Below are 23724 nucleotides of genomic sequence, written 5' to 3' on the forward strand. Positions count from 1 at the left end.
TTCAGCAGCTACCTCTGGTTTAGCTTGTTCTGACTGCTCATTTGTCGTTGGTTGCTGAGAATCAGAAGAGCTAGGTTGGTTTGTTTCTTGAGCAGATTGCTCTCCGGCTTGATCATCATCTTGCTTAGCCACCGGTTGCTCATGGCTATTTGCATCAGAACTATTTTTTTCAACACTGTTATTTTGAGATCGATCATTATTCTGATCCTGTTGCTCATTTTTTTCGTTATTAGCTGTCGGTTGAGAATCATCATTCTGAGGTGTGGTCTGCTCAGGTGCAGGTGATTCCGGCGTTTTTTGTTCAGCTGGTGCACTAGTCTGGCTAGCTAAATCGTCCGAAGTTTGCTTGGACGTAGATGAAGTGGACTGCTGTTCAGAAACTACTTGCGCAGTCGCTGGCTGATTGGACGCAACCGCTTCACCTTTCGGCGTCGTGACTTGAGCTGGCTGTATCTTATTAGTTGGGTTGCTATCATCAGCATGACTAGCCAAATTTCCTAGCCCCAGTAGTGTCACAAAGGTAGCTCCTGCAACTACCCATACTTTACCAGCTTTATACATCTTGAACCTTGTCTTCTTTTCCCGATTATCAGAAAACATAAACGCCTCCATTTGGCTAACATTGTAATTTATTAAGTTGACAATTTTGATATTTTCTATACAATTTACATCATAATATACTGTTAACAAGCGATTGTTACAGTTGTATTAAAACTATATTAAAATACCAACAAATAGGAACTTATAATGAAAAAAAGAATCATTTACATCGATGTTATTAACATTATTGCAATTTTTTCTGTTTTAATGCTACATTCATCCCAGTATTCTTACACTAATGGACAGGTCTTGAAAAATGGGATCATCCAATTGATCTTTATTCCAGCGGTTTATCTATTTTTCATGAATTCCGGAGCAATGCTGTTAGACTATCGACAAAAGTATTCTACCAAGACTTTCCTAATCAAACGCTGGAAACGCGTCGGGATTCCTCTAGTTGCATGGAGCATTTTGTGGTATCTATATGACATCAGAGAAACTGCTTTTCCTGGTCCAATTCCACACCACAATCCCAGTATCAGTGACTTTATCGTTAGCTTTTTGAATAACAATATTATAAATATTTTCTGGTTCTTTTATGCCATCATCTTGCTATACTTACTTACCCCCGTCTTAGCCATTCTTGCAGATAACCACAAAAAAATATTATGCTACCTAGCTGGCTTAGGTTTCGTTGGTGGCTATCTGTATCCCTTTATTGCCACCCTTTTTAAAATCAAGTTAATTGGTGGTGAAAACGGCGTCCAGATCAATCCAATCGCATCTTCGTTCGTTAGTTTTTTCATTTTAGGTTACCTAATTAAAGCGAACTACTTCTCTGAAAATTTTCAACGAATTTTAATGGGAGCGGGTATAACTGCGCTGTTAATATCGATTTGTTTGAATCTTTTGAATTTTGGTAAACTCGCCGGAAATGGGTTGTTCATATTCTTTTACGCAACGGGGATCTATTTAATTATCAAAAAAGGCGCAGAAAAGAGTGATTTTCTTAATAAGCATGCTACTTTCGTTGCCAAACTAGCTTCAACTAGTCTTGGAATCTACATTTTACATCCGTTGTTCTATCATCTTTTTGAGAAGATTTTCAAGGTCAGCTATACCAGTTTTAGCTATGTTTGGATCATGCCAGTAATTACTTATATTATCTGTGCCTTGTTAATTTATAACGCCAAAAAATTTAAATGGTTGCGTTTTATTTTACCCTAGTAAATTATTAATATAACTTACATTTACACGGTTTGGTCCCGATCCTTAATCCTGGATACGTTAGGATTAAGGATCGGGACTTTTTTCTAGTTGGATTTAACCTAAGTAAACCTGAGACCCTTTACCAAAAACTACCCCTATGCTAATGTTATAGGTGTTATCTAATTATTAGCATTATTACATACATAGTAAATTAATAATTCGTCCTTAAATTTTACTGTAAAGGAATGATTGCTTTGGTCTTCATTAAAAAGTTTTCCCTAACTCATGTTTTTATTTGTTTGCTAACCACGATAGTGGCAATTAGTACAACCAACGTTATTATTTCTCATGCCCAACCGGCTAATCCGGTGCTTGCGCAGGATGCAAGTATCACTGCCAAAAGTGCCCTCGCTATCGATGCCACTAGTGGTCAAATTATTTACCAAAAAGTCCCAGACCATCTCGTTCCAATTGCTTCGCTTAGCAAGTTAGTTACAACCTACATTGTCTTAAATGAAATTCAGCACCAACATTTACACTGGGACACTCCCGTAAAAATCTCGCCGGCAGAGGCTCAGCTGAGTCAAAATACAAACTTTACCAACGTCCCACTGCAAGCTGGGAAAAGTTATCCCGTCCGAGACCTTTTAAATGCCAGCTTGATTTGTTCAGCAAATGCCGCTGCGATGGCGCTCGGCAATCGGATCGCTGGTAATTCCAATAATTTTGCCAAGCTGATGCAACGAACTACTCAAAAATTGGGAATCAAAGACGCTAAACTTTACAATGCTTGTGGTCTAAACAATCAAGAGCTTGGTTCACTAAGCAATCCTAAGTTAAAACCAACGACTACTAATCAGATGTCGGCAACTGGAATGGCTATTCTAAGCCAACAACTTATAAAAAAATATCCCCAGGTTCTCCAAATTACTAACCAACCCCAACTTCACTGGGAGACTCAAAATTATCAAAATACAAATAAACTAATTGGAAGCAGTCAACCGTTTAAAATCGATGGACTCAAGACTGGTACTAATGCCACTGGTGAAAGTCTTGTTAGTACAGGAGCCCAAAAACAAACTCGAATTATTACGGTAATCTTAGATGCACCGAAAGGAGAACGGTTCTCACAAACCGAGCGTTTACTGCAACAAATTAAACAAAAATTACAACCCCATTCGGCGAGTAGGAATGCTCTACCGACCAAAAGTATCAACATCCCCAACGGGAAAAAAACCACCACAGCAATTAAACCAGCCGAATCCAAAACATATTGGTTGCCCGTCGGAGACAAATTAAAAACAGATTTTGTTACTAATGAACATGGCAAGATTTTTCAAACCCCATTAGCACCCATTCTTAAAAATCAGATTATTGGTAAATTACTGATTAAAAATCAACCTCCTTTCCCCCTACTACCACATAATCAACTAACTACAAATGTTGTTTTTGTAACTAGTAACCCGGTCAATATTTCTAAAATGTTGCTTGGCTTTTTGGAACTACTGTTATTAGTTTGCTTGCTCGGCTGGCTACTTTACCAATTCTGGAAATATCGCCATCGTCATCTAAATCGCTCATAAAAAAAGCAGCCCTACCTATCCGGTGGGCTGCTTTTTTGATTATTATTCCTTGATAGTGTTATCACCATTTTCGTTTGTCAAACTCAATTGATTGCTATTTTTCGATTTCTGGGTCAGCTGATGATCATCGGTAGTCTTTTTAAATAACTTGTTCGTACCATTGTTAGTTTTCAAAGCATACCCGGATTTACGATTTGCCCCAATAACTTCATTATCACCATTTTTATTGGATATTTTAGTAGTCCCTCGCTGACTCACATTATGCATCTGCAAATTACCATTTTTAAGGTTAAAGACTCCTCCTTCTAAGCGACCCTTAGTGATCGTCAAACCCCCATTATCCAAGCTAACGGTCGACCCCTGATTGATAGTACTTCGTTTGATTTTTACCGAACCAGTATTAGACTCAAGATTGGCTTTATCAATCTCTTGTTGATCGACATATAGATCGCCATTAACGTTTTGATACTCCAAATTTTCTAATTGCTGACCCTTTGGCAACGTAATCTCCACAGTAGCCCACTTATTGTGCTGGTTAGCCTGTGCTTGCTTCTTGGAAGCTTTAATTTGCAAAGTTCCATCCTTAACTTCAATCCGTGGTTTCAAGCGTTTGTCATTAGTAGTCTTAACACTAAAATGATCCCCGGTAGTTATTTTTAAATCATTACTAACTAGATTAACCTTTACCTTGTTAAAGGACGCCACCGATTGTTGCGTTGTTTTAGCAGAAGCGCTTGATGATTGTCCGAAGGTCAGCAACATAAATAGCCCTACCCCGATCGCAACCAAACCAGCTTTACTACAAATTCCATGTTTTTTCATTAAAACCTCATCCTTTCATCAACAAAAAATAGACACGTGTCTATTTTACATTACCATCATTTCAATTGCACCTAAAAGCGCACCAAATTACACAACTTATAAAAAGTAAGCAAATCACATGCATTTTCAAAGATAAACCAGTTACAATGGCTTAGAAACAAATTTAACCATCTAAAGGAGTCTTACCAATGAATTTTTATGAATTACAACAACAGCGCCGTTCGATCTATGCCCTTGGAAACAAGTTATCTCAAACCCCCGAAGAAATCTTCAATGTTGTTAAAAAGGCCGTCCGTGAGGCCCCTACCAGTTTTAATTCGCAATCAGTTAGAGCAGTTGTTCTAACCGGTACTGCTCACCAGAAACTATGGGAAATCACTTTAGAGCAACTACATGCAATTGCAAAAAGTGAAGCAGCTTTCCAAAAAACGTCCGACAAAATCAACAACTCGTTTAAATCTGGATTTGGCACCGTAATGCTCTTTACAGATACTGACGTGATCAAGAAACTGGAAGCGGACGTCCCTAACTATGCAGAGAACTTTTATGACTGGTCCGAACAGGGACTAGGCATTGCCGACTATGCGGTTTGGATGGCACTAGCGGAGATGGGAATCGGTGCTTCCAATCAGCACTATAATCCACTGATCGACGAAGCAGTGCAACGTGAATTTGAAATTCCGAAAAATTGGCGGCTTCGGGCAGAAATGCCATTTGGCTCGATTGAAGCCCCTGCTGCTACGAAGGATTATGTTGCTGATAATCAACGCTTTCGGCTCATCAAATAGTCCAAATTTGCTTTTTAAATAAATATTCCACGTGCTAAAGCTAAATGACAATTGCTTCGTTTATTTGTGGTAAACTAAATTTGTTCCCAATAAAATAACGGGAATAATTTAACTATTAGGAAGCAAAATTATGACAATTTTTTGGACATCGATTCAAAGTGTACTCTCAATCATGATTATGATTGTCATTGGTTATATCTGCCAGGGCAAGGGTTGGTTTGATGATAAGTTTTCAGGAGCTCTTTCCAAACTAATTATGAACATTGCTCTACCAGCTTCCATTTTCATGGCCATGCTGGAAAAGTTCAAACCAGCTCAGTTAGCGACTCTTTCAACTGGTTTAATCTACGTCATTTTAGCCATTATTATTGGCTATCTCTTAGCTTGGCTCGAAACTAAATTATTCAAGGTAAAACCTGGACGTCGAGGTCTAATGATGACTGCCATTAACGGGGCTAACACCGTTTTCATTGGGCTACCCTTGAACGTCGCACTGTTTGGAGAACCATCTGTCCCATATTTATTGGTCTATTACATCGTCAATACAATCGTGATCTGGACCGTTGGCGTCTGGATCATTGCTGCTGATGATCCCACCAATCAAAAAGTCAAATTCGACTGGCACCACTTGCTACCAGTGCCACTCTGGGGATTCATTGTTGCATTGCCGTTTATTTTCTTTTGGCCACAAGCGGCTACTCAATTACCCCACTTTGTTACCAGTACCTTAACTAGTATTGGAGGGCTAGTAACTCCACTAGCATTAATCTATATTGGAATTATGCTCCGTAGCTTTGGACTTAAAAATATGCGGCTGGATCGAGATGTGGTACTGACCTTACTAGGGAGATTCGTTATTTCTCCCATCATCATGGGAATTATCATTTTAATTGGACTAAAAGTCTTTGGTATCCAAATGCTTAGTACCTTCCAGAAAACTCTCATTATCCAGTCAGCTACTCCAGCACTTTCCGTGCTTCCCATTCTCGCTGACACTTATCATGGTGATGTCAAATTTGCCACAAACATTGTGGTTACGTCTTCCGTACTCTTCATTGTCGTTGTTCCCATCATCATGGTTATCATTAATTTTATTTAAATCTAGCAAAAAAGGACCACTGCTTAGTTGCAGTGGTCCTTTTTTTAATTGTTGCCATTTAACTGGATGAAAATCCCCATATCATCAATCAGAAAGAACGGTTATTTATTTTTCCCTTAGATTTAACTCCACTCCCCCGTACAGACCAATAAATATCGTATAATTAGATGTGATTAAAGCAACTTGCAATCAAATTTTTACGATTACATAATTCTAACTATTGAGGATTTTCAATCATGGAACCTAAGCTTTCAAAAAATCGATTCATTACCGGATTTACTGGAATGCGGGCGTTAGCAGTTATTGGCGTCATTCTTTACCACTTAAATCCAACCATCTTTAGTGGCGGTTACCTAGGAGTTCCCGTCTTTATGACCCTATCTGGTTATTTGGTTACCGATCACTTGCTTCATGAATATGAAACCACGGGAAAATTTCGTTATGGCCATTTTTGGTACAAGCGGCTTAAGAAGCTTTATCCAACTCTGATAGTAATGTTACTGCTGACAACCACTTTCATCACTATTTTTCAGTCAAACTTGCTAGCAAATCTGTGGCAAAGCGTCGTTACCAACCTCAGCTATGTTTACAATTGGTACGAAATCGCCAACGGACAGTCATATTTTCAGCAATTCGCTGGCACTCAGTCTCCCTTTACTCATCTGTGGACGCTTTCCATCGAGGGTCAATTTTACCTTGTCTGGCCCCTAATTGTAATTTTAGGATTATCGTTATCAGGATCTTCTCGACCGCATCACAGCCCTTATCGCGGACTTCTCTTGATTACCATCGGAATATCAATTATCTCCGTTATTTTGATGGCCTTGCTTTTCAAACCAGGAACTGATCCTAGTCGAATTTATTATGGAACTGATACTCGGATGTTCTCTCTTCTCTTAGGTGCCGCATTAGCAATGGTTTGGCCCAGCAAGCGGAAACTTCAGCACTTTGAACAACACCAAGTGCTTTTCTTTGATATTGTCGGTCTCATTGGGCTAAGCGGTATGCTAATTCTAGGTTTGACGGTTCATGCCCAGTCCGCCTTTCTATACCATGGTGGGATGTTGCTATTTTCAATTTTTACCGTGCTGTTAATGTGGGCTGTTATAGCTAACACTAGTCACTGGAATCGGTTCTTAACTAATCCCGTTTTCAATTGGCTTGGTTCGCGTAGCTATGAAATTTACGTTTATCAACTACCCGTGTTTGTCTTCTTTACAGCTCGGTTTAAGAACGTTGCCAACCATCCCATTAGCTATGCTCTAATCGAATTGCTGTTAATTATCAGCATCTCAGAATTGTCGTATCGCTTTGTTCAAGTTCCCTTCAGTCATTATGACTATCAGCGCTGGTTTTCTCAACTTCTCAAGTTGCTCCCCCGGCTAACTTGGCAAAGTTTAATTCTGAGTATCATCGCCATCATCGGTCTCTTTGGAATTGTCCAGTCTACCACCATTAATCCTAAGCAGGCTAACCATTCCCAACTAGCCCAAAGAATTCAAAAAAATGCTAATGTCGAAAAACAACATAATCAAGCACTCGCCCAAAAGATAAAAAAGGGGAAGGCCGTTCAACGATCAAAACGAGACCAACAAGCCGTTAAGAAAAATGGATTGACAGCAAAACAACTAACTGTAGCGCAAAATCTTTCCGGCAGTGCAATTGGAGATTCGGTGATGCTAGCTGGTCGTGATGATTTGCAGGCCATCTTCCCAAAACTCTACATTGATGCCCAGGTCGCTCGTCAAGCAGAAGCTGGTATTCCAACAATTAAAAGCTTGTCAGATCGTGGTCTCCTTGGTAAAAATGTAATCATTGGATTAGGTACCAACGGTAACGTGACCGCTGATACGATCAATGAGATCATGCAAATTATCGGAGATAAGCGTCAGGTATTTTGGATTAACGTCCACGTTCCCACCCAGCCATGGCAAAATTCTGTCAATATGCAGCTAGCTGCTGCAGAAAAACAATATCGCAATCTCCGAATTATTAATTGGAATGAATACATTAGTCATCATTCCGGCTTACTCGCTTCCGATCAAACCCACCCCACGCAATCTGGATCTAGCAAATATGCGAGTTTTATTGCTAAAAATGTTTTAAAACCAGCTCAAAAATAAAAACCAGCTGATTTAGAAATAAATCTAAATCAACTGGTTTTTATTTTGGCCATTTCAATCAGCACTAGGACAACAGCACCCGTAAAAGTGCCAAAGAAATCATGCCAACAATCACAATTACCAAGAGGTTTTTGCTAATCACTGCAGAAATAACCGTTGGAACCGAAGCAGCAACATTAAGCCAGTTGATGGTTGGCAAATGACCTAAATGTTGAATAAACAGCCCCTCAAACCAAAGCGTTGCCATAATTACAATTGGAACAAAGCTCAAAAATTGAACAACTCCAAGTGGCAAGTTAATCTTTTTTAAGATGATAAATGGGATCACTCGAGTTAATAGAGTTACCGCTCCACACCCCAGTATCACTAACAATAAAAAATTAAAAGAAGGCATGCTTTAAAGCCACCCCCATTCCGCAACCGATTAAGGTCACGATGATTAATAATAAGTTACTGGGAATCAAAATCAAACCAACATAAACTAGCCCCAAAACAATTAAAATCATAATCAATTGTAGCGTTAAACTAATCGTTCGATCAGCCGCCACTTGCAAATATAAGAGCCCAATAAACATCGCCAAGAAAGCAAAATCCATTCCGAACTGGCTGGGGTTTGGAATCAAGCTTCCCAATGCTCCGCCAAACCCCGAAGCAACAATCCAAGTACTATATGCTAACAGATTAGCCGCATTAAGCCATGGAAATGACAAGGTTCGGTTCGTATAGTTTAATTTATTCATACTCAATGCAAAGGTTTCATCGGTCAATAGAGATCCTAAGATAATATTTCTCGTCATTGATTCCTGGTTTAAAAAGGGAGCGACTGTCATGCCCATCAAAAACATCCGTGTTGATAATAAAAAAACGGACGTTAAAATTGCAAAAAAGGTGCTCCCGGCCAGCAGCATACTAACAATCACAAACTGCGCAGCTCCTGAGTAAGTAACCACTGACATTAAAATAATCACAAATACACTCAAACCAGCTGCCTTCGCTACTACTCCAAAAGCTAAACCAACTCCAATGTACCCAGCAAGGGTGGGAATCGTATCCTTCATTCCTGTTTTGGCAGTTAAACTGCTATTCACATTATTTCAACTCCTTTGGCTCTGTTTCCGTCGCATTGCTAGAATGTTTTTTACCGTATAACAGATAAATTACAACCCCGATCACAAACCAAACGGCAGTTAACGTTTTGGCATCTGAACTTAACTCCAGAAAAATTGCTAGTGAGACCAGTACTGAAATTCCTGGTAAGACGGGGTAAAATGGCATTCTGAACTTGGGAAGTGGTAAATCTTTTCCCTCACGGGGACGCAACGCATAGATTCCAAGTGCAACAAAGATAAACGAAATTAACGTCCCAGCAGAAACCAAATTAGCTAAAAAGGTGAAGGGTAACATTGAACCGACAACCACAGCCGCAATGGTAACAACCAACAAAGCATTGATTGGTAAATGATTGTGATTAATGCGACCCAGACGCTTTGGTAACATGCCGTCCCTGCCAAAGGCATAGACTAGGCGCGAACTTGCTAACTGGGTGCCAATCAGGGAAGCAAACATGCCGACAATCGCCACTACCGCTAGTAAATTGGCAGTAAGTAGATGCCCGGATTGGCGTAAGGCCCAAGCAGAAGCCTCTGGGTTATTGGCATATTTTTGATAACTAAACATCCCGACTAATACCAATGAAACCGCCACAAACAAGCTACTTCCGATCAAAAGCGTTCCTAAAATTCCACGTGGCATGTTTTTTCCAGGATCCTTAGTTTCTGCTGTATTCGAGGCAATCACATCAAAGCCTCCATAGGCCACGAAAATCTGAGCAGCCCCGGCCATCACGCCGGTCACTCCTCCAAAGGAAGTGCCTGGTTTGTGGGCTGGAAGAAATGGATGATAATTTTCGGGATGAATTGCAGTTATTCCAACGATTACAAAGAGCAGCACTACTGCAATTTTTAAAACTACCAACAAATTCTCAACCCGATTAACTCCTCGCAAGCGCTTAGTTAGTAAGATCGCCACTAAAATAATCGCCAACGCAGCAAAAATATCAAAAACCCCACCAGTTTTAGGATTATATCCTGAAGATAAAAAAGCCGGCAGGTGAAACCCAAATTCCCCTAAAAAGCCCTGAACGTAGGCCGACCAGCCGGAAGCCACAAAGGTAATTGCCAAAAAATACTCCGATAGCATTAACCAACCAGCAATCCAGCCAAACCCCTCACCAAACAACACTCCAATCCACGAAAATGCCGAACCAGCTACCGGTAAAGTAGCTGCCATTTCAGCATAGGCTAGGGCCGCTAGCCCGGCTCCCAAAGCCCCCACGATAAAGGAAAGGGCTACAGCCGGGCCGGTATGTTCTGCTGCTACAATCCCCGGTAGCGTAAAAATTGCCGTTCCAACCACCATTCCTAAACCTAAACCCAACAAATCTTTCGTCGTCATGTGTGCTTCTAACTGTGCATCATGATTTTGTAATCTTTGCGGATCTTCTTTACGTGTAATTTGTTGCCATAAATGATGCATTTCAATTCTCCTGCTTGCTTGCTAAAATATTTCTTATAATTATAAATGTAAACTTTTAATAAAGATACAGTTAATTTTAAATACGGTATAATTGGTTTAGAAAGGTGGTAATTCTTATGTCCGAAACTATTTTTTTCAATCCTGGCAATTCACTGGGTAATTTTCAAGACTATCAAGAAGCCGTGCGTAGCGCTCAAATCTATCGTAACCAGCATCAAAATCTTGGCGATGCAAATGTAATCGTCGTACATGGTACACAAAACCAATCATTTGATATCTTTTTAACTAGTGCCGCCGAAACTGATGCCAACACCACCAAACCCTACGAGATTAAGAAAAAACTCTAGTCGTTTCGACTTGGTTTTTCGTAACTAATAGCGTAGAATGAGTTTATTGAGATCCCAAACATATGTTCACATTTTGTAAAAGAGAGGTGTTTTTATGGCCGCAACCCCAAAGAAAAATGCTCAGGATGCTAGGCAGGCTGAGTTAGATAAGGCTTTAAAACAGATCAAAAAAGAATTCGGAACAGGTGCCATCATGCGGATGGGCGAATCCCCTAATACTGCCGTTGATGCCATTTCCACTGGAATCCTATCATTAGATATCGCCCTAGGGATTGGTGGGTTTCCTCGTGGTCGAGTTGTTGAAATCTTTGGTGCCGAATCATCTGGTAAAACAACCATTGCGTTACAAACCGTCGCCTCCGTTCAAGGGAACGGTGGCACTGCTGCCTATATCGATGCTGAGAATGCATTGGATCCAGAATATGCCAAGGCCCTCGGCGTTAATATCGATGATTTACTGCTTTCCCAGCCAGGAACTGGTGAGGAGGGTTTGCAAATTGCTGACGCACTAATTGGCTCTGGTGCTATTGATTTAGTGGTGGTCGATTCTGTAGCAGCCCTAGTCCCTAAATCAGAAATTGAAGGCGATATTGGGGATTCTCATGTTGGCTTACAGGCCCGCCTCATGTCGCAAGCATTACGAAAATTAACCGCTAATATTAACAAAACCAATACCGTGGTCATCTTTATTAACCAACTACGCGAAAAAGTCGGTGTTATGTTCGGTAACCCCGAAACCACTCCCGGCGGTCGCGCACTTAAGTTTTATTCTAGTGTTCGTCTCCGTGTTAGTGGGAGTAAACAGTCCAAAGAGGGACAAGAAGTGGTTGGTAAGGAAACCAAGATTAAAGTCGCTAAAAACAAGGTTGCTCCTCCGTTTAAGACCGTACAAACTCTGATGAGTTTTGGTCATGGTATTGAGCCAATTGCAGATATGGTCAACCTAGCTGTTGAGCAGGATATTATTAACAAATCTGGATCTTGGTATTCATACGGTGAAGAGCGCTTAGGACAGGGATTAAATAAAACCGTCGCTAATCTAAAAGACCGTCCAGAACTCGTGGACGAAATTACTCACAAGGTTCGCGTGGCCTATGGAATTGAAGCGGAACCAGAGCAACCTGCGACGGAACCGGCTTCCCAAACAAAGGCAGACAAACCAACCGATGAAACCGAGCAATCGTTAGATCTTTAATTTCATTTTATAGTTAATGCATAACAAGCATTCAGCATTAGAACATCTGATAAAAAGCAACATCTAATTTTCTGGTTTTATTCCGATAGTCATATTGGAATAAAACCTTTTTTCTTACCTAAATTTCGCCCCAAATAAAAAAATTTGACCACCACAGCTAACACCCTCACATCTCAAAGTTTAATCCGACCTACCAATTGTTGCGTAACCATTGCAACCACAACCGCCTTGAGCGCATCACCAGGATAAAAAATCAAACTACCCCAAAATGCGTGCGCCAATGGTAGATTTTGCAATAACACTAATCCTAACAAACCGATTAGGTTCATTACGACCATCCCACCAAGTAAATTGGCTCCCAAAAAGCGCCAAAAAACCGCTGGAATTGGTAATTTTTCGCCCAACCAGCCAATTAAAAAGGCACAAATTGGCCAACTAAACAAATAACCAGCCGTCGGTCCAAGAAAAACCGCAAAACCTCCGCGAAAGCCCGTCAATAGCGGCAACCCTAGGGAAACCATTAGTAAAAAAATCAGCACACTGATGGTTCCTAGCTTTTTCCCTAACAAGCTCCCAGCTAACATAATTCCGGTTGTCTGCAAAGAAATGGGCACGGGTAAGCCTGGCAGTGGAAACGGTGGAATAATTCCTAACAAAGCAATTACTGCCACCATTGCCCCACAATAGGTAACTTCTTTTAATCTCATATGATAACCTCTTTTTTGGATTCGTGGCTATTAATGTAACAAACATCGGTTGCTAATAACGAACTCTGTTCCCAATTAGCGCCCTCATCAGCTTTGCTCCCTGACAATTCCCACAACCTGTCACATTTGGACTAAACCTGATATAATTATGGTAATTAAATAACTGGGGTGCCAAGTGGCTGAGATTATACCCGTTGAACCTGATCTAGGTAATGCTAGCGGAGGTAATGATTGACATGCCGTTGTCTAATTAAATTAAACTCAGCCGTTTCCTGCTTATGGAAACGGTTTTTTTATTGGAGGAACTGCGATGCCAAATGTTAAAATTGACAACTTTACTTTTAAATATAAAAACCAAAAACCCTTATTTAAAAATATGACCTGCACGTTTCCTGACCACAACCTCTCTCTTTTAACTGGTCCATCTGGATGTGGAAAGTCGACAATTCTCAAAATGATTGCCGGTTTAGCTCCGAGTAACTGGAAAACTACTACCGGCAAAATTTATCTCGGTCAACGCGCCATCACTGCGGTCAAACCATCTGAGCGAACCCCGCTAGTTAGCATGATGTTTCAAGACCCCAACCAGCAATTTGTCATGCAAACCGTCCAAGAAGAACTCACCTTTGCACTGGAAAACATCCAAGTTCCAGCTAGTGCTATCAGAGATAAAATTACGAATGCACTAGCTTTTTGTGAGATTCCTGAACTTTGTGAGCGACAAATTATTAGCCTTTCCGGTGGTGAAAAACAAAAGGTGGTTTTGGCAATTATGGTCGCTTTAGACTCCCAGATTATGCTACTCGATGAACCCTTTGCTAGCATTGATCCGATGGCTAAACAAGCCATTTTAGCGAAACTAGTGGAATTAAAAACCAACTATCACAAAACCATTATCATTGCTGATCATGACTTAAATGGCTATCAGGGCCTTGCAGACAAACTCTTTACAGTTGATTCGCAACGACAGACTGTGGTTGCCAGCGCTCCGCAACAAATTTCCGTAATTTTAAAACAGCACCAACCGGTTCCCCTTAAGTTTTCCCTTCCAGCTTTGCGGCAACTCCCAACTTTTGAACTCTTGCAGTTTGAACTACTTCGATCCCAGCGCTTACTAATTCAGGCGCGCTCTTTTCGCTTTTATCCGGGAGTTACCTTATTAACCGGGGCCAGTGGCAGTGGGAAATCAACCCTGTTAAAATCGCTTAGCCGTTTAACTGACTATCATGGCACAATTTTGTTTCAACAGCGACCACTGCAAAAATTCAAGTCCCAACAACTCTACCACCAGTTAGCCTTAGTCTTTCAACAAGCTGAAAGCCAATTCCTCGCTGTTACCGTCCAAGAAGAACTAGAATTAGCCTACCGGCACCGGTTGTCAACCTACTGGACGACTGCCAAAATCCAAACGGTGCTTACGGAGCTGAAGCTTACTGACACCCAAGACCAAGTTGTCTACCAACTTAGTGGTGGACAACAAAAAAAACTACAAGTCTTGCTGTTACTGATTCGTGATCCTGAGGTCCTCTTATTAGATGAACCCTTTGCTGGACTTGATGTCGCCTCCATTTTTTCCCTCGAAGAAATCTTACAAAAACATTTCAGTACCAGAGGTAGAAGTTTAATCATTGTTAGCCATCAGCTTACTGAACAGCATCATTTTTTTCAGTATCATGTCCATCTTCAGCAACAACACTTGTCTTATCAGGAGGGCCTCCTATGAATTCAGCAATTAGATTAATGCTCGTTTTTATCATCGCCCTAGAAATCTCTTTGGTAGCAAATCTAAGCTTGAACATTGCGGTAATCATTGGGGCGCTGGCGATTTTATTTTGGCAACACCTGCATTTGAAAACTTTTTTATTTATCAGCTTGCTGGCATTGCTACCGGCTCTCGGCATTTTTTTATCACAGTTATATTACGGTGGCAGTCATGGCTTCTATCGCGGCATCATCTTATTTTCCCGTTTGTATGCCTATGTATTTCTTGGTCTTAGTTTCTCCTTAACCACCTCACCCATTAATCTCGCCCATGCGCTTGAACAAAATTTACATGTACCGGCTAAGTTTATTTACGGAATTCTAGCGGCACTTAATTTATTACCCCGACTCCGCTATGAAATCAAAGTAATTCGTGCCAACGGTAATATGCGTGGAAAAACCCTGCACCCTTGGCAACCAACCCTCTATTTCAAAGCCCTTATCCTAGCAATTAATTGGTCAAATAACCTATCCCTAGCAATGCAGTCACAGGGATTCGTAGAAAATGAACCTCGAACTCATTTTTCTAAACCCATCGTTACTAAATTAGATTGGAGTCTGAGCCTCATCATTTTGGGCGCAGTCCAATGTATCATCATCTTTTGTCATTAAGGAGCCGGTTCATGAATAAATCATCTTATCCCTACACGACTGCCTATCAAAACATCATTTCACAACTGGCAAAACAACACATCACCATTGCCGACATTGCCAGCCTTGCCCAAGCATTACAACAACAATATAGTCCGGTTCCTGCCTTTGCTACCATTAAAACCATGGTTATCGAACTATTACACCAACCAGAGGTCCTTAATCGAATGCTAGTCGGCTTCGCCCTTGATAAAGCAGCTACTCAGCATGAGCTTCAAGAACCACTTCAGGCAATTAGCGCTCATGATCTAGGGGTCTTCGGTACTGACGAAACCCTGGCCCTTGGCATCGCCACGTGGTATGGCACCATTGGCATGACTAATTTTAATGAGCTTGATCTTTATAAACGTGGCATTCTGCATAATCTTGATCACAACCAGCACTGTGTCAACACCTTTACTGATGACTTAGTGGCAGGAGTGGCCGCAGCCGTCGCCGCCAAAATTGCTCATCAGCAGTCCTAACTCGCTGATTCCCCAGTGGAGTTTCCAGTGAAAATACTCCTTTATATAAGTACCAGTCTGTTTGAACTGTCGGCACCCCAAAAAATCAAGCCGGCCATTCAGCATAAATAATAATAATTACTAAAAATTTGTTAAATCTGCCCCTCGTTTTTCACATCAGCTGGATCATTTATTTTTCATTAAACTTTGTCAGGTCTGGTTCCTTTTACTTGACCGTCTTCCCCGCCGATGCAGTAAAATCAACTCAGAGCTAGTGATTAAAATCATGAACTCCAAAACTGTGCTTTGGAAAGGATTTCATTGTTATGAAAAAAGTTCTAATCTTAGGGGCTTACGGTGCCACGGCTCAAATCGTCATCGAACGTCTACTAAACGAAACTGATGACCAATTAGTCTTATATTTACGAAACTCTTCGCGTTTATCCCGTTATGCAAATAACGATCGGATTACCATTATTGATGGTGACGTTCAAGATGTTGCTGTACTTAAAGCAGCCATGCAAAAGGACATTGATATCGTCTACTCCAATGTAGGTGGAATCAATCTGGATCGCTCTGCCAAACCAATTCTTGACGCTATGCAACAAACCGGGCAAAAGCGCTTGATTTTTTACAGTGCGTTGGGAGCACTGCATGAAGTTCCAGGTGCCTTTGGTCGTTGGAATGAGGAAACCATCCAAGCTGCTTTACCGGGTTTGCGGAAATCTGATCGTCTCATTAAAGCAGCAACTGCCATCAATACTACGCAATTACGTCCTGCTTGGTTAACTAACTACGACGAAGTTGATTACGAAATCACTGCTGCTGACGAACCATTTAAGGGAACCGAAGTATCACGCAAAAGTGTTGCTGATGTCATCATTAAAATCATCAACGATCCGACCCTCTATCAAAATGACAGTATTGGAATTAACAAGCCCAACACTGATGGTGACAAGCCCGCTTGGCTTTAATAAAGGAGAATTTCATGATTACTACTAAAGACGTTACTTTTTCCGCTCGGGAATTACAAATGAAGGGACGACTATTTTTCCCCGAAAATTTTGATGATAGCTACCAACATGAAGTAATTGTAGTTAATCACCCTACCAGTAGTGATTTCAATCAAACATCTGGTAAGATTTACGCTACTAAATTAGCTGAACATGGCTTCTTAGCTCTTGCCTATGATTCTCCCTATCAGGGACAAAGTGAAGGAGAACCACACAATTCTGAACTCCCAGCTGCACGGACAGAGGGGGTAATGTTTGCCATTGATTTCTTGGTAACTCTGCCCTACGTTGATGCCGAACGAGTTGGCGTAATGGGAATTTGTGGTGGTGGTGGTTTTACCATCAACGCGGCCAAGATTGATCATCGGATTAAAGCAGTTGCTGGTGTAGCCGCCGCTAATGTTGGTGACGTCTACAAATTAACCTTTGGTCCTGATAACGCTTCTCTGATTAAAACCCTAGAAGATATGGGTCGTCAACGAACCATCGAAGCTCGTGGTGGCGAGGTTAAACACATTCCCGTTCTTCCGGCCAGCCAAAAAGCGCGCGAAGCCGCTGGAATTAACGATGTTGATATTGAACAAGCCATTGACTACTATCTGACTCCCCGTGGTCAAGATCCGTATGCCCCTAACCAATTTGTCTACACCAGTCTTGCCCAAGACATTGCTTTTGATGCTGCTGCCCTAGCAGATCGCCTATTAACGCAACCACTAGAATTAATTGCTGGTGGCATTCCCGGTGGCTTTGGTTCTTATCGTTTTAGCTATGAGATCTATCAAAAAGCCGCTTCTGAACACAAAGAACTAACAATTATTGATGGAGTTACTCACTATGAACTTTACGACCAACCAAAAGCAGTTGACCCTGCGATTGCAAAATTAGTAGAGTTTTTTGGTAAATATCTATAGCCATTTTTTAAAGGGGCGCGATTAGTAATATACTAATCACGCCCCTTTAATTAGTCGTATTCACGAATTTTAGGTTGTTGATAATTTTCCATGAAATTAAAAATGTCTGAAAATGAATCCGAAAAATAAAGCTTCGCTCGATTATCGTCTGTGAGATAGCCATCTGCTGTCATTCGATCAAACATGTTAGCTAGTTGCGTATAATAACCATCAACATTATAAAAGGCACACGGATTACTACTTTGACCCAGCACTGCCCAAGAGAAAGCTTCAATAATTTCTTCGAGGGTTCCTGGACCGCCTGGCAGTGCCAGACAGGCATCTGACAAATCCAACATGCGTTGTTTTCGCACCGCCATATTAGGAACAAACTCCAACTCAGCTCCATTTTCGACGGTACCCTCTCGATCTCTTAAAAAATGTGGCATAATTCCGTGTACTTTACCACCACCATCAAGCACGGACTGGGCGATGATTCCCATCAAGCCGACGGTACCACCGCCATATACTAACTCGAGATCACGTTCATTCATCATTTTCCCTAACTGGGTGGCTGCTAATCGATAAGCCGGATTTTTGCCCGTATAGGCTCCACAATACACTGCTAATCGCTTCATCAAGATTTCCTTTCAATTGCTGTAATAATAAAAGTATAGCATATTAACAATCGTCATTAAAAAGCACGCTAGTTTTTAACTAGCGTGCTTTTTAACTAACCATGATGGTTAGTAACCGACTGTAGTTCCAAAAATTGTTGGACGTAATTAGTTGTTCCCGTCTTCCCATCAGTTCCTGAGAGATTGAAACCACCAAAGGGATGCTGGTAAACAACGGCCCCCGTCGTTTTCCGATTAATGTACAAGTTTCCCACATACCAATCGTCAACAACGGTTTTGATATGAGCTTGATTTTTAGAGTACAGTGACCCCGTCAAACCGTAAGCTGTATCATTTGCTAACTGCAGAGCCTCTTCGAACGAAGATACCTTGATGACCCCCAGCACTGGTCCAAAGATTTCTTCATTGAAAATCCGTGAAGTAGCTGTAACCTCAAAAAGTGTGGGTTCAATAAACCATCCCTGTGTATCATCATAATTTCCCCCGACTAGCAGGGTATTTTGCTCTGGATTGTCCTTACCGTAATCAATATAACTAGTAATTTTATCAAAAGCACGCTTAGCAATTACAGGACCGACATCACCATTTGCGCGGGCAGGATCATGATTTAAAGCTTTCATCCTGGTCTCAACCTTGGCTAAGAGCTGATCGTAAACGGAGTCTAACACAATCAGGCGCGAGTTAGCCGAACACTTCTGCCCCTGCATGGTAAAGGCTGATGAAATAATTCCCGCTGCCGCTTGGTCAAGATCAGCATCGTCATCAACAATAATGGCGTTTTTACCACCCATTTCCGCAACAACTCGTTTAATCCAAATCTGTCCTGGCTGTGGAGTTGCTGCTAATTGGTTAATGTGCAATCCTACTTGCTTTGAACCCGTGAAATTAATAAACCGTAATTTAGGGTGTTTAACTAGGTAATCTCCCATTTCTGCATTCTTGCCCGTTATGAAATTAATCAGCCCCGTTGGAAAACCAGCCTGCTCCATTAATTCAAATAGTCGATAACCGACCACGGCCGTATCCGATGAGGGTTTCATAATCATAGCATTCCCAGCTAAAACGGCTCCCATCACCATGCCACCTAAAATAGCAAGCGGAAAGTTCCAAGGAGCAATCGCTGCTCCGACTCCAAGCGGTAAATAGCGAGCTTCGCGCGATTCCACCGGCGAGGGGACCAAGTAATCTAATCCATCTTTTAACTGTTCCATTCCAATCATATAAGCATGAATAAAATCAATCAATTCACAGATTTCGCCGTCAGCTTCGCCAACATTCTTACCGCTTTCCTCCACGATAATGGCAATTAATTCATAGCGATGCTCGCGAACCAAATTAACTAGTTTGGTCGCCAGCTGATTGCGATCGGCTACAGATATAAATTTCCACTCCTGAAATGCTCGTCGGCCAGCAGCTAGGGCATCATCAATTTGGGCTGGCTGCGCTAACGATAGGTTCCCAACAACCTCACTTTTCTGAGCTGGATTAACGCTGGCCAAAGTCTCATCAGTATAGATTCGTTTGCCGCCAATGACCAGCGGAATGTCTGGTGTATCAGTTGCATCCAATTGAGCAAATGCTTGCTGTAAATGCTTTTGAACTGCTTCTTGCGTAAGATCTAATTCTGGTTCGTTTACAAAATTCATAGTTGAGTCCCCCAAAATAGTAGTTAAGCTCATTATCAATAGGTTTTTAAAAATAATGGGAAGCTTCCAGCATTAAATCTAAGAATCTAAACAACGGGTTTAGTGTAAAATATTTTACCAAATTAGTAAAGGATCCGAGCCAATCACTCGCGAGTCTTCCTGACTTCTTGATAAATTATGCTATACTACAATACAACTGATCTTCTTTTGAGAAAGGACACGATCTAATTAATAATGAAAAAACAAACTAGATTAATTTTATTGGGAATCTTCTTATTAGCTGCTATTTTACGGATTCCACTTACCTCAGTCGGTCCATTACTACCGCGCCTTAACCAGACTACCGGATTGTCAATGACCACCTTGAGCCAGCTAACTTCCATTAGCCTGTTGGTCTTTGCTTTCACGTCGATTATCGTTGCAAGAATTGCTACAAAAATTGGATTAAATCTTAGCATCGTTGTCTCGATTATCTTAATGCTAATCGGCATCTTCATTCGTTCGTTTACCAACAATTTTGGTCTCTTTCTGGGAACCATCATCCTAGCTGTCGGGATTTGTTTTGGCAATGTTTTACTTCCTGCCCTCACAAAGCGCTACTTTCCCCAGCATGTTGGTAAAATTACGAGTGGTTATACCATTACTATGAATTTCATGGGCGCTGTGGGTTCTAGTCTTGCTATTCCGGTCCTCGAAAAGGTTAACAACCTGCCACTAATTGCGTTAGCAACCGTTGGCATTATTATTATTCCCATTCTATTTCTGTGGTTACTCATCTACTTCTCTTCGCCTTCGCAACAATCGGCATCCACTAATTCCAAAATAACCGCGCCGGCACCAACTAACTTATACCGTTCCAAAACCGCTTGGTCTCTAGCTACTTTCATGGGCATTCAATCCCTAATTTTCTACACCTGCGTGGCTTGGTTACCAAACATCATTGACCAAAAGGGTTATTCACCGGCTACGGGAGGCTTCATGTTAGGGCTGTTGCAATTAATGATTCTACCAGCCTCCTTCCTTGTTCCTATGCTTGCTGAAAAAATGCACAGCCAGTCCATTTTTATCATAATCGCTGGGAGCACTTTTATCGTTGGGATTACACTACTACTCAGTTCAAATTATATTATCCTACTGCTGGCATCAATCTTACTTGGGTTAGCAACCGGAGCATCATTTAGTTTGTGCTTGATGCTCTTTACCCTACGGACTAAACAAAACGAAACTGCTGCCAGTCTTTCCGGTATGAGTCAAACCATTGGATATACCCTTGCTGCTCTAGGTCCAACTATTTTTGGACTCATCGCAACGCATACTAACTCAATTGGATGGGCTCTTTTATTCTTGATCATTCTTGGCTTTCTCATGATCATCTTGGGCTTTCAGGCGGGACGTCCCGGGACAATTGACTAATGGCAATCTTAGTTTTCAAAATAAAAGCACGCTGACTTATAAATCAGCGTGCTTTTATTTTGAATATCAATCCAAGAGATGCGAACGTTGCAGTAAATTAGCAATTGATTTTGGCAATAGACCACTAAATAAAAATACCGAAAGCAGGCTAACTAGAAACATTGCTACTAGCATCCAAAAACCAAACCCTGCATAATCCTGCTTAATTAGTTCCCAACCAAAGGTCACAATGGTCGTCGTTATTACTGAACATGATATTCCTAGCCAATCATAACGACGATAACCAGTTAAGGCAAAGCCTAGCTCAGACCCACTTCCCTGTATCAGTCCCGAGACCAAGGTCGCAGCCCCCCAAATTCCACCTAGTAGCATTTCAACAGCTGCTCCAAAGAACTCTGCCAACAAACCTGCTCCTGGTCGCCTAAGGACTAGCAACGCCAGCGGCCCTGCCATCGTCCAAAAACCCAATAAAGTCGCTCCTGCAAATGGAGCTAATCCCACAGGAGTTAGTAGCGCGGTTACCAGCGAATATAATGGATCCATCAACCAAAAAATCAGACCGCAAACAATCCCAATTAGTGTAACTAAAATAATATTTTTTAAATGCCACGTTTTAAACCATCGCTTCATCGTTATTCCTCCCATATTTTTCCAAAATAAAAAGCACTCCGCCACCAGCTGAGTGCTTTAGAAATCTAAACAAATCGTCTCGAGTGCGATTCTAATTTTCTAAATTAAGGAAGTTCCCTGCGGTAGTACGGACTACATCAGGTTCAATGGGTTTAATCTCAGCTCGTGGCACCCCAACTCTTTATTATAGTTGAATTATAACATAATTTTAATTAACTTGTTTCCGGTTAATGCCTTTTGTCAACAAATAGTACCCCACTGCTACTAGACCCATGGTGATAAAAGTTGCCCCAACTGATGTTCTAATCACTGGAATACTTTTTAATCCTAGGTAGAGTAGCACTCCCAAGCATAAAGTTCCTAATGCAATCCAATTAAAACCATGCTGATACCAAAGTTTTCCCTGCGGGTCAGCTAATGCTTGCGCCGTATAGTGATCTTGATTCAAGATAAAATAGTCCACAACCATGATGGCAATGATCGGACCAAGAAGCATCCCGGTGTAATCTAAAAACGCAATAAATGAATTTAAAAAACTCCCGCTAAGTAATGGAATAAAGGTTAAGATCATTGACAACAAGGTAATTACAACCAATGCCTTATTAAGGCTAAGTTTGTGCACCAAATTATTTAAAGCAGAAGCTCCCGCTTGAATATTAACCGCATTAGCTGTCATGCTCGTCAAAACAATTACCACCATTGCAATCAAACCTAACCCTAATTTGTTAGCAATGATGCTTGGATCAGAGTTGTTGGGGTCATAAGTTCCCGAGGTCAACGCCACACTAATCGTGGTACAAATCCCGATAATTGTGAAACTCATTAACCCTAAAAGGGCACCCCAAAAGGGAGCTCTAATGGCCGTCTTCTTGCTGCGAGTAAATCTTGTGAAATCAGCGCCCCCGACTACCCAACCAAGACTAGCCGCTGCAATCGTATCAATTGCCACTCCCAGTGGCATCTGTTGTAGTTTCGGAATTCGATAGTGGGCTAACTGACTGATGGAGACATTTTTAAAGACAACGATTACCTCTAATAACACAAAGACGATCACTAAAATGACCCCAATGCGCTCTACTAGCTGAACTGATCGTTGTCCAGAAATGATACTAAGAATATGCAAAAAACTCATAATCAAGATCCCAACAACCATGCCCAAGTTCCCTCCGGGTTGTCCAAAGAGTGGCCACCGAAACAGACTGTGAAAAATAAAGGCTAAGGAAGTGGCTGCAATAAAGGTATTAACAGCTGTCCAGCCTAAAAACAACGTAATATTAATCAATGAAGGGACGATGCTCCCACGAATTCCAAACGCACCTCTTGATAATACGGTCGTCGTTGCTCCCGTTCGGTAACCAACGTAACCCATTAAACTTAAGAAGATATACGCTAAAATCCCACCAATCAACATTGAAACGATCCCACCAAAAAAGCCAGCGGCTGCGATCACACCACCAATGAACCACGTTCCATTATTGGCATTAGCACCAAACCACGTCGCAAACATATCCCAGTACGTCATATTTCGTTCGTTTAAAGGGATTTCATCGACGGCATACTTCCTATTATTCAATATAGTTTCCTCCAAAACATTAACATTTTGTGTCTGTTTTATATTAATAATCGTCTTTCAGTATATCAAATTCACCAAATATTGCCTAGGAGATCCGCTAAAAATTAATCATTACCAA

General features: G+C 41.2%; 23 protein-coding genes and 2 riboswitches. Of the genes, 13 read left to right on the plus strand and 10 right to left on the minus strand.

Annotated elements, in window-relative coordinates; genetic code table 11:
• The coding region (locus B808_RS02635; RefSeq protein ID WP_035421763.1) for a KxYKxGKxW signal peptide domain-containing protein at positions 1 to 600 on the minus strand (600 nt) is incomplete at its 3' end.
• Positions 601 to 747: 147 nt separating this feature from the next.
• Here B808_RS02635 and B808_RS02640 point away from each other — a divergent pair.
• Together B808_RS02640 and B808_RS02645 are read left to right on the plus strand one after the other, a co-directional pair.
• Positions 748 to 1767 carry an acyltransferase gene (locus B808_RS02640; protein WP_035421764.1) on the plus strand — a complete coding sequence of 340 codons (1020 nt, stop codon included), beginning with the start codon at positions 748 to 750 and terminating at the stop codon, positions 1765 to 1767.
• A gap of 227 nt (positions 1768 to 1994) precedes the next feature.
• Positions 1995 to 3332, plus strand: coding sequence for a serine hydrolase (locus B808_RS02645; protein WP_035421765.1), 1338 nt, complete (start codon positions 1995 to 1997; stop codon positions 3330 to 3332).
• A 42-nt stretch (positions 3333 to 3374) separates the two neighbouring features.
• Here B808_RS02645 and B808_RS06360 read toward each other — a convergent pair whose 3' ends face one another.
• The gene (locus B808_RS06360) at positions 3375 to 4154 is read right to left on the minus strand and encodes a DUF4097 family beta strand repeat-containing protein (RefSeq protein WP_051393794.1); all 780 of its coding nucleotides are present in this window, start codon (positions 4152 to 4154) and stop codon (positions 3375 to 3377) included.
• A 188-nt stretch (positions 4155 to 4342) separates the two neighbouring features.
• Between B808_RS06360 and B808_RS02655 the strand changes: the two genes are divergently transcribed.
• From B808_RS02655 to B808_RS02665, 3 genes are all read left to right on the plus strand, one after another.
• Positions 4343 to 4942, plus strand: coding sequence for a nitroreductase family protein (locus B808_RS02655; protein ID WP_035421767.1), 600 nt, complete (start codon positions 4343 to 4345; stop codon positions 4940 to 4942).
• Between the two features lie 130 nt (positions 4943 to 5072).
• On the plus strand, positions 5073 to 6041 hold the full coding sequence (locus B808_RS02660; protein WP_009166457.1) for an AEC family transporter: 969 nt from the start codon (positions 5073 to 5075) through the stop codon (positions 6039 to 6041).
• A 236-nt stretch (positions 6042 to 6277) separates the two neighbouring features.
• Positions 6278 to 8164, plus strand: coding sequence for an acyltransferase family protein (locus B808_RS02665; RefSeq protein ID WP_035421770.1), 1887 nt, complete (start codon positions 6278 to 6280; stop codon positions 8162 to 8164).
• A 64-nt stretch (positions 8165 to 8228) separates the two neighbouring features.
• Here B808_RS02665 and B808_RS02670 read toward each other — a convergent pair whose 3' ends face one another.
• From B808_RS02670 to B808_RS02680, 3 genes are read right to left on the minus strand one after another with little or no spacing between them, the layout of a single operon-like run.
• On the minus strand, positions 8229 to 8558 hold the full coding sequence (locus tag B808_RS02670) for an AzlD domain-containing protein (RefSeq protein ID WP_009166455.1): 330 nt from the start codon (positions 8556 to 8558) through the stop codon (positions 8229 to 8231).
• Positions 8545 to 9252, minus strand: a complete 708-nt coding sequence (locus B808_RS02675) for an AzlC family ABC transporter permease (protein ID WP_035421772.1) — start codon at positions 9250 to 9252, stop codon at positions 8545 to 8547. Before B808_RS02675 ends, B808_RS02670 begins: the two co-directional genes overlap by 14 nt.
• A gap of 1 nt (position 9253) precedes the next feature.
• On the minus strand, positions 9254 to 10699 hold the full coding sequence (locus B808_RS02680; protein ID WP_035421774.1) for an APC family permease: 1446 nt from the start codon (positions 10697 to 10699) through the stop codon (positions 9254 to 9256).
• 116 nt (positions 10700 to 10815) lie between these two features.
• On the opposite strand from B808_RS02680, the gene B808_RS02685 reads away from it, so the two are divergent.
• Positions 10816 to 11046, plus strand: a complete 231-nt coding sequence (locus tag B808_RS02685) for a hypothetical protein (RefSeq protein ID WP_009166452.1) — start codon at positions 10816 to 10818, stop codon at positions 11044 to 11046.
• A 94-nt stretch (positions 11047 to 11140) separates the two neighbouring features.
• Positions 11141 to 12241, plus strand: coding sequence for a recombinase RecA (recA, locus tag B808_RS02690; protein WP_009166451.1), 1101 nt, complete (start codon positions 11141 to 11143; stop codon positions 12239 to 12241).
• Positions 12242 to 12414: 173 nt separating this feature from the next.
• Here the strand turns inward: recA and B808_RS02695 are convergent, their stop codons facing one another.
• A complete protein-coding gene (locus B808_RS02695; protein ID WP_035421777.1) occupies positions 12415 to 12948 on the minus strand; it encodes a biotin transporter BioY in 534 nt (177 codons plus the stop codon).
• Positions 12949 to 13102: 154 nt separating this feature from the next.
• A riboswitch (TPP riboswitch) is annotated at positions 13103 to 13192 on the plus strand.
• 66 nt (positions 13193 to 13258) lie between these two features.
• On the opposite strand from B808_RS02695, the gene B808_RS02700 reads away from it, so the two are divergent.
• From B808_RS02700 to B808_RS02720, 5 genes are all read left to right on the plus strand, one after another.
• Positions 13259 to 14671 (plus strand): ATP-binding cassette domain-containing protein, encoded by a 1413-nt coding sequence (locus tag B808_RS02700; RefSeq protein WP_035421778.1) that lies wholly within the window; start codon positions 13259 to 13261, stop codon positions 14669 to 14671.
• Positions 14668 to 15321 (plus strand): energy-coupling factor transporter transmembrane component T family protein, encoded by a 654-nt coding sequence (locus B808_RS02705; protein ID WP_035421781.1) that lies wholly within the window; start codon positions 14668 to 14670, stop codon positions 15319 to 15321. Before B808_RS02700 ends, B808_RS02705 begins: the two co-directional genes overlap by 4 nt.
• Positions 15322 to 15332: 11 nt before the next feature.
• Positions 15333 to 15824 (plus strand): phosphatidylglycerophosphatase A family protein, encoded by a 492-nt coding sequence (locus B808_RS02710; protein ID WP_035421785.1) that lies wholly within the window; start codon positions 15333 to 15335, stop codon positions 15822 to 15824.
• A 305-nt stretch (positions 15825 to 16129) separates the two neighbouring features.
• On the plus strand, positions 16130 to 16777 hold the full coding sequence (locus tag B808_RS02715) for an NAD(P)H-binding protein (RefSeq protein WP_035421788.1): 648 nt from the start codon (positions 16130 to 16132) through the stop codon (positions 16775 to 16777).
• Positions 16778 to 16791: 14 nt separating this feature from the next.
• Entirely contained in the window at positions 16792 to 17727 is a 936-nt protein-coding gene (locus B808_RS02720; RefSeq protein WP_009166445.1) for an alpha/beta hydrolase, read from the plus strand.
• Between the two features lie 50 nt (positions 17728 to 17777).
• Here B808_RS02720 and B808_RS02725 read toward each other — a convergent pair whose 3' ends face one another.
• The gene (locus tag B808_RS02725; protein ID WP_009166444.1) at positions 17778 to 18344 is read right to left on the minus strand and encodes an LOG family protein; all 567 of its coding nucleotides are present in this window, start codon (positions 18342 to 18344) and stop codon (positions 17778 to 17780) included.
• A 95-nt stretch (positions 18345 to 18439) separates the two neighbouring features.
• Positions 18440 to 19990, minus strand: coding sequence for an aldehyde dehydrogenase family protein (locus tag B808_RS02730; RefSeq protein ID WP_035421790.1), 1551 nt, complete (start codon positions 19988 to 19990; stop codon positions 18440 to 18442).
• Positions 19991 to 20224: 234 nt separating this feature from the next.
• On the opposite strand from B808_RS02730, the gene B808_RS02735 reads away from it, so the two are divergent.
• On the plus strand, positions 20225 to 21403 hold the full coding sequence (locus B808_RS02735) for an MFS transporter (RefSeq protein WP_051393795.1): 1179 nt from the start codon (positions 20225 to 20227) through the stop codon (positions 21401 to 21403).
• Between the two features lie 66 nt (positions 21404 to 21469).
• Here B808_RS02735 and B808_RS02740 read toward each other — a convergent pair whose 3' ends face one another.
• Entirely contained in the window at positions 21470 to 22033 is a 564-nt protein-coding gene (locus B808_RS02740) for an ECF transporter S component (RefSeq protein WP_035421793.1), read from the minus strand.
• Between the two features lie 97 nt (positions 22034 to 22130).
• Positions 22131 to 22219: riboswitch (TPP riboswitch) on the minus strand.
• Between the two features lie 22 nt (positions 22220 to 22241).
• Positions 22242 to 23606 carry a purine-cytosine permease family protein gene (locus tag B808_RS02745; RefSeq protein ID WP_035421795.1) on the minus strand — a complete coding sequence of 455 codons (1365 nt, stop codon included), beginning with the start codon at positions 23604 to 23606 and terminating at the stop codon, positions 22242 to 22244.
• Positions 23607 to 23724: the final 118 nt, after the last annotated feature.

It is taken from the genome of Fructilactobacillus florum 8D, assembly GCF_000512295.1.
Taxonomy (GTDB): domain Bacteria; phylum Bacillota; class Bacilli; order Lactobacillales; family Lactobacillaceae; genus Fructilactobacillus; species Fructilactobacillus florum.

What these genes read in the sequence shown, in the direction of transcription:
- B808_RS02640 (WP_035421764.1), top strand. Translation starts at nt 748, where the DNA reads ATGAAAAAAAGAATCATTTACATCGATGTTATTAACATTATTGCAATT.
- B808_RS02645 (WP_035421765.1), top strand. Translation starts at nt 1,995, where the DNA reads ATGATTGCTTTGGTCTTCATTAAAAAGTTTTCCCTAACTCATGTTTTT.
- B808_RS06360 (WP_051393794.1), bottom strand. Translation starts at nt 4,154, where the DNA reads ATGAAAAAACATGGAATTTGTAGTAAAGCTGGTTTGGTTGCGATCGGG.
- B808_RS02655 (WP_035421767.1), top strand. Translation starts at nt 4,343, where the DNA reads ATGAATTTTTATGAATTACAACAACAGCGCCGTTCGATCTATGCCCTT.
- B808_RS02660 (WP_009166457.1), top strand. Translation starts at nt 5,073, where the DNA reads ATGACAATTTTTTGGACATCGATTCAAAGTGTACTCTCAATCATGATT.
- B808_RS02665 (WP_035421770.1), top strand. Translation starts at nt 6,278, where the DNA reads ATGGAACCTAAGCTTTCAAAAAATCGATTCATTACCGGATTTACTGGA.
- B808_RS02670 (WP_009166455.1), bottom strand. Translation starts at nt 8,558, where the DNA reads ATGCCTTCTTTTAATTTTTTATTGTTAGTGATACTGGGGTGTGGAGCG.
- B808_RS02680 (WP_035421774.1), bottom strand. Translation starts at nt 10,699, where the DNA reads ATGCATCATTTATGGCAACAAATTACACGTAAAGAAGATCCGCAAAGA.
- B808_RS02685 (WP_009166452.1), top strand. Translation starts at nt 10,816, where the DNA reads ATGTCCGAAACTATTTTTTTCAATCCTGGCAATTCACTGGGTAATTTT.
- recA (WP_009166451.1), top strand. Translation starts at nt 11,141, where the DNA reads ATGGCCGCAACCCCAAAGAAAAATGCTCAGGATGCTAGGCAGGCTGAG.
- B808_RS02695 (WP_035421777.1), bottom strand. Translation starts at nt 12,948, where the DNA reads ATGAGATTAAAAGAAGTTACCTATTGTGGGGCAATGGTGGCAGTAATT.
- B808_RS02700 (WP_035421778.1), top strand. Translation starts at nt 13,259, where the DNA reads ATGCCAAATGTTAAAATTGACAACTTTACTTTTAAATATAAAAACCAA.
- B808_RS02705 (WP_035421781.1), top strand. Translation starts at nt 14,668, where the DNA reads ATGAATTCAGCAATTAGATTAATGCTCGTTTTTATCATCGCCCTAGAA.
- B808_RS02710 (WP_035421785.1), top strand. Translation starts at nt 15,333, where the DNA reads ATGAATAAATCATCTTATCCCTACACGACTGCCTATCAAAACATCATT.
- B808_RS02715 (WP_035421788.1), top strand. Translation starts at nt 16,130, where the DNA reads ATGAAAAAAGTTCTAATCTTAGGGGCTTACGGTGCCACGGCTCAAATC.
- B808_RS02720 (WP_009166445.1), top strand. Translation starts at nt 16,792, where the DNA reads ATGATTACTACTAAAGACGTTACTTTTTCCGCTCGGGAATTACAAATG.
- B808_RS02725 (WP_009166444.1), bottom strand. Translation starts at nt 18,344, where the DNA reads ATGAAGCGATTAGCAGTGTATTGTGGAGCCTATACGGGCAAAAATCCG.
- B808_RS02730 (WP_035421790.1), bottom strand. Translation starts at nt 19,990, where the DNA reads ATGAATTTTGTAAACGAACCAGAATTAGATCTTACGCAAGAAGCAGTT.
- B808_RS02735 (WP_051393795.1), top strand. Translation starts at nt 20,225, where the DNA reads ATGAAAAAACAAACTAGATTAATTTTATTGGGAATCTTCTTATTAGCT.
- B808_RS02740 (WP_035421793.1), bottom strand. Translation starts at nt 22,033, where the DNA reads ATGAAGCGATGGTTTAAAACGTGGCATTTAAAAAATATTATTTTAGTT.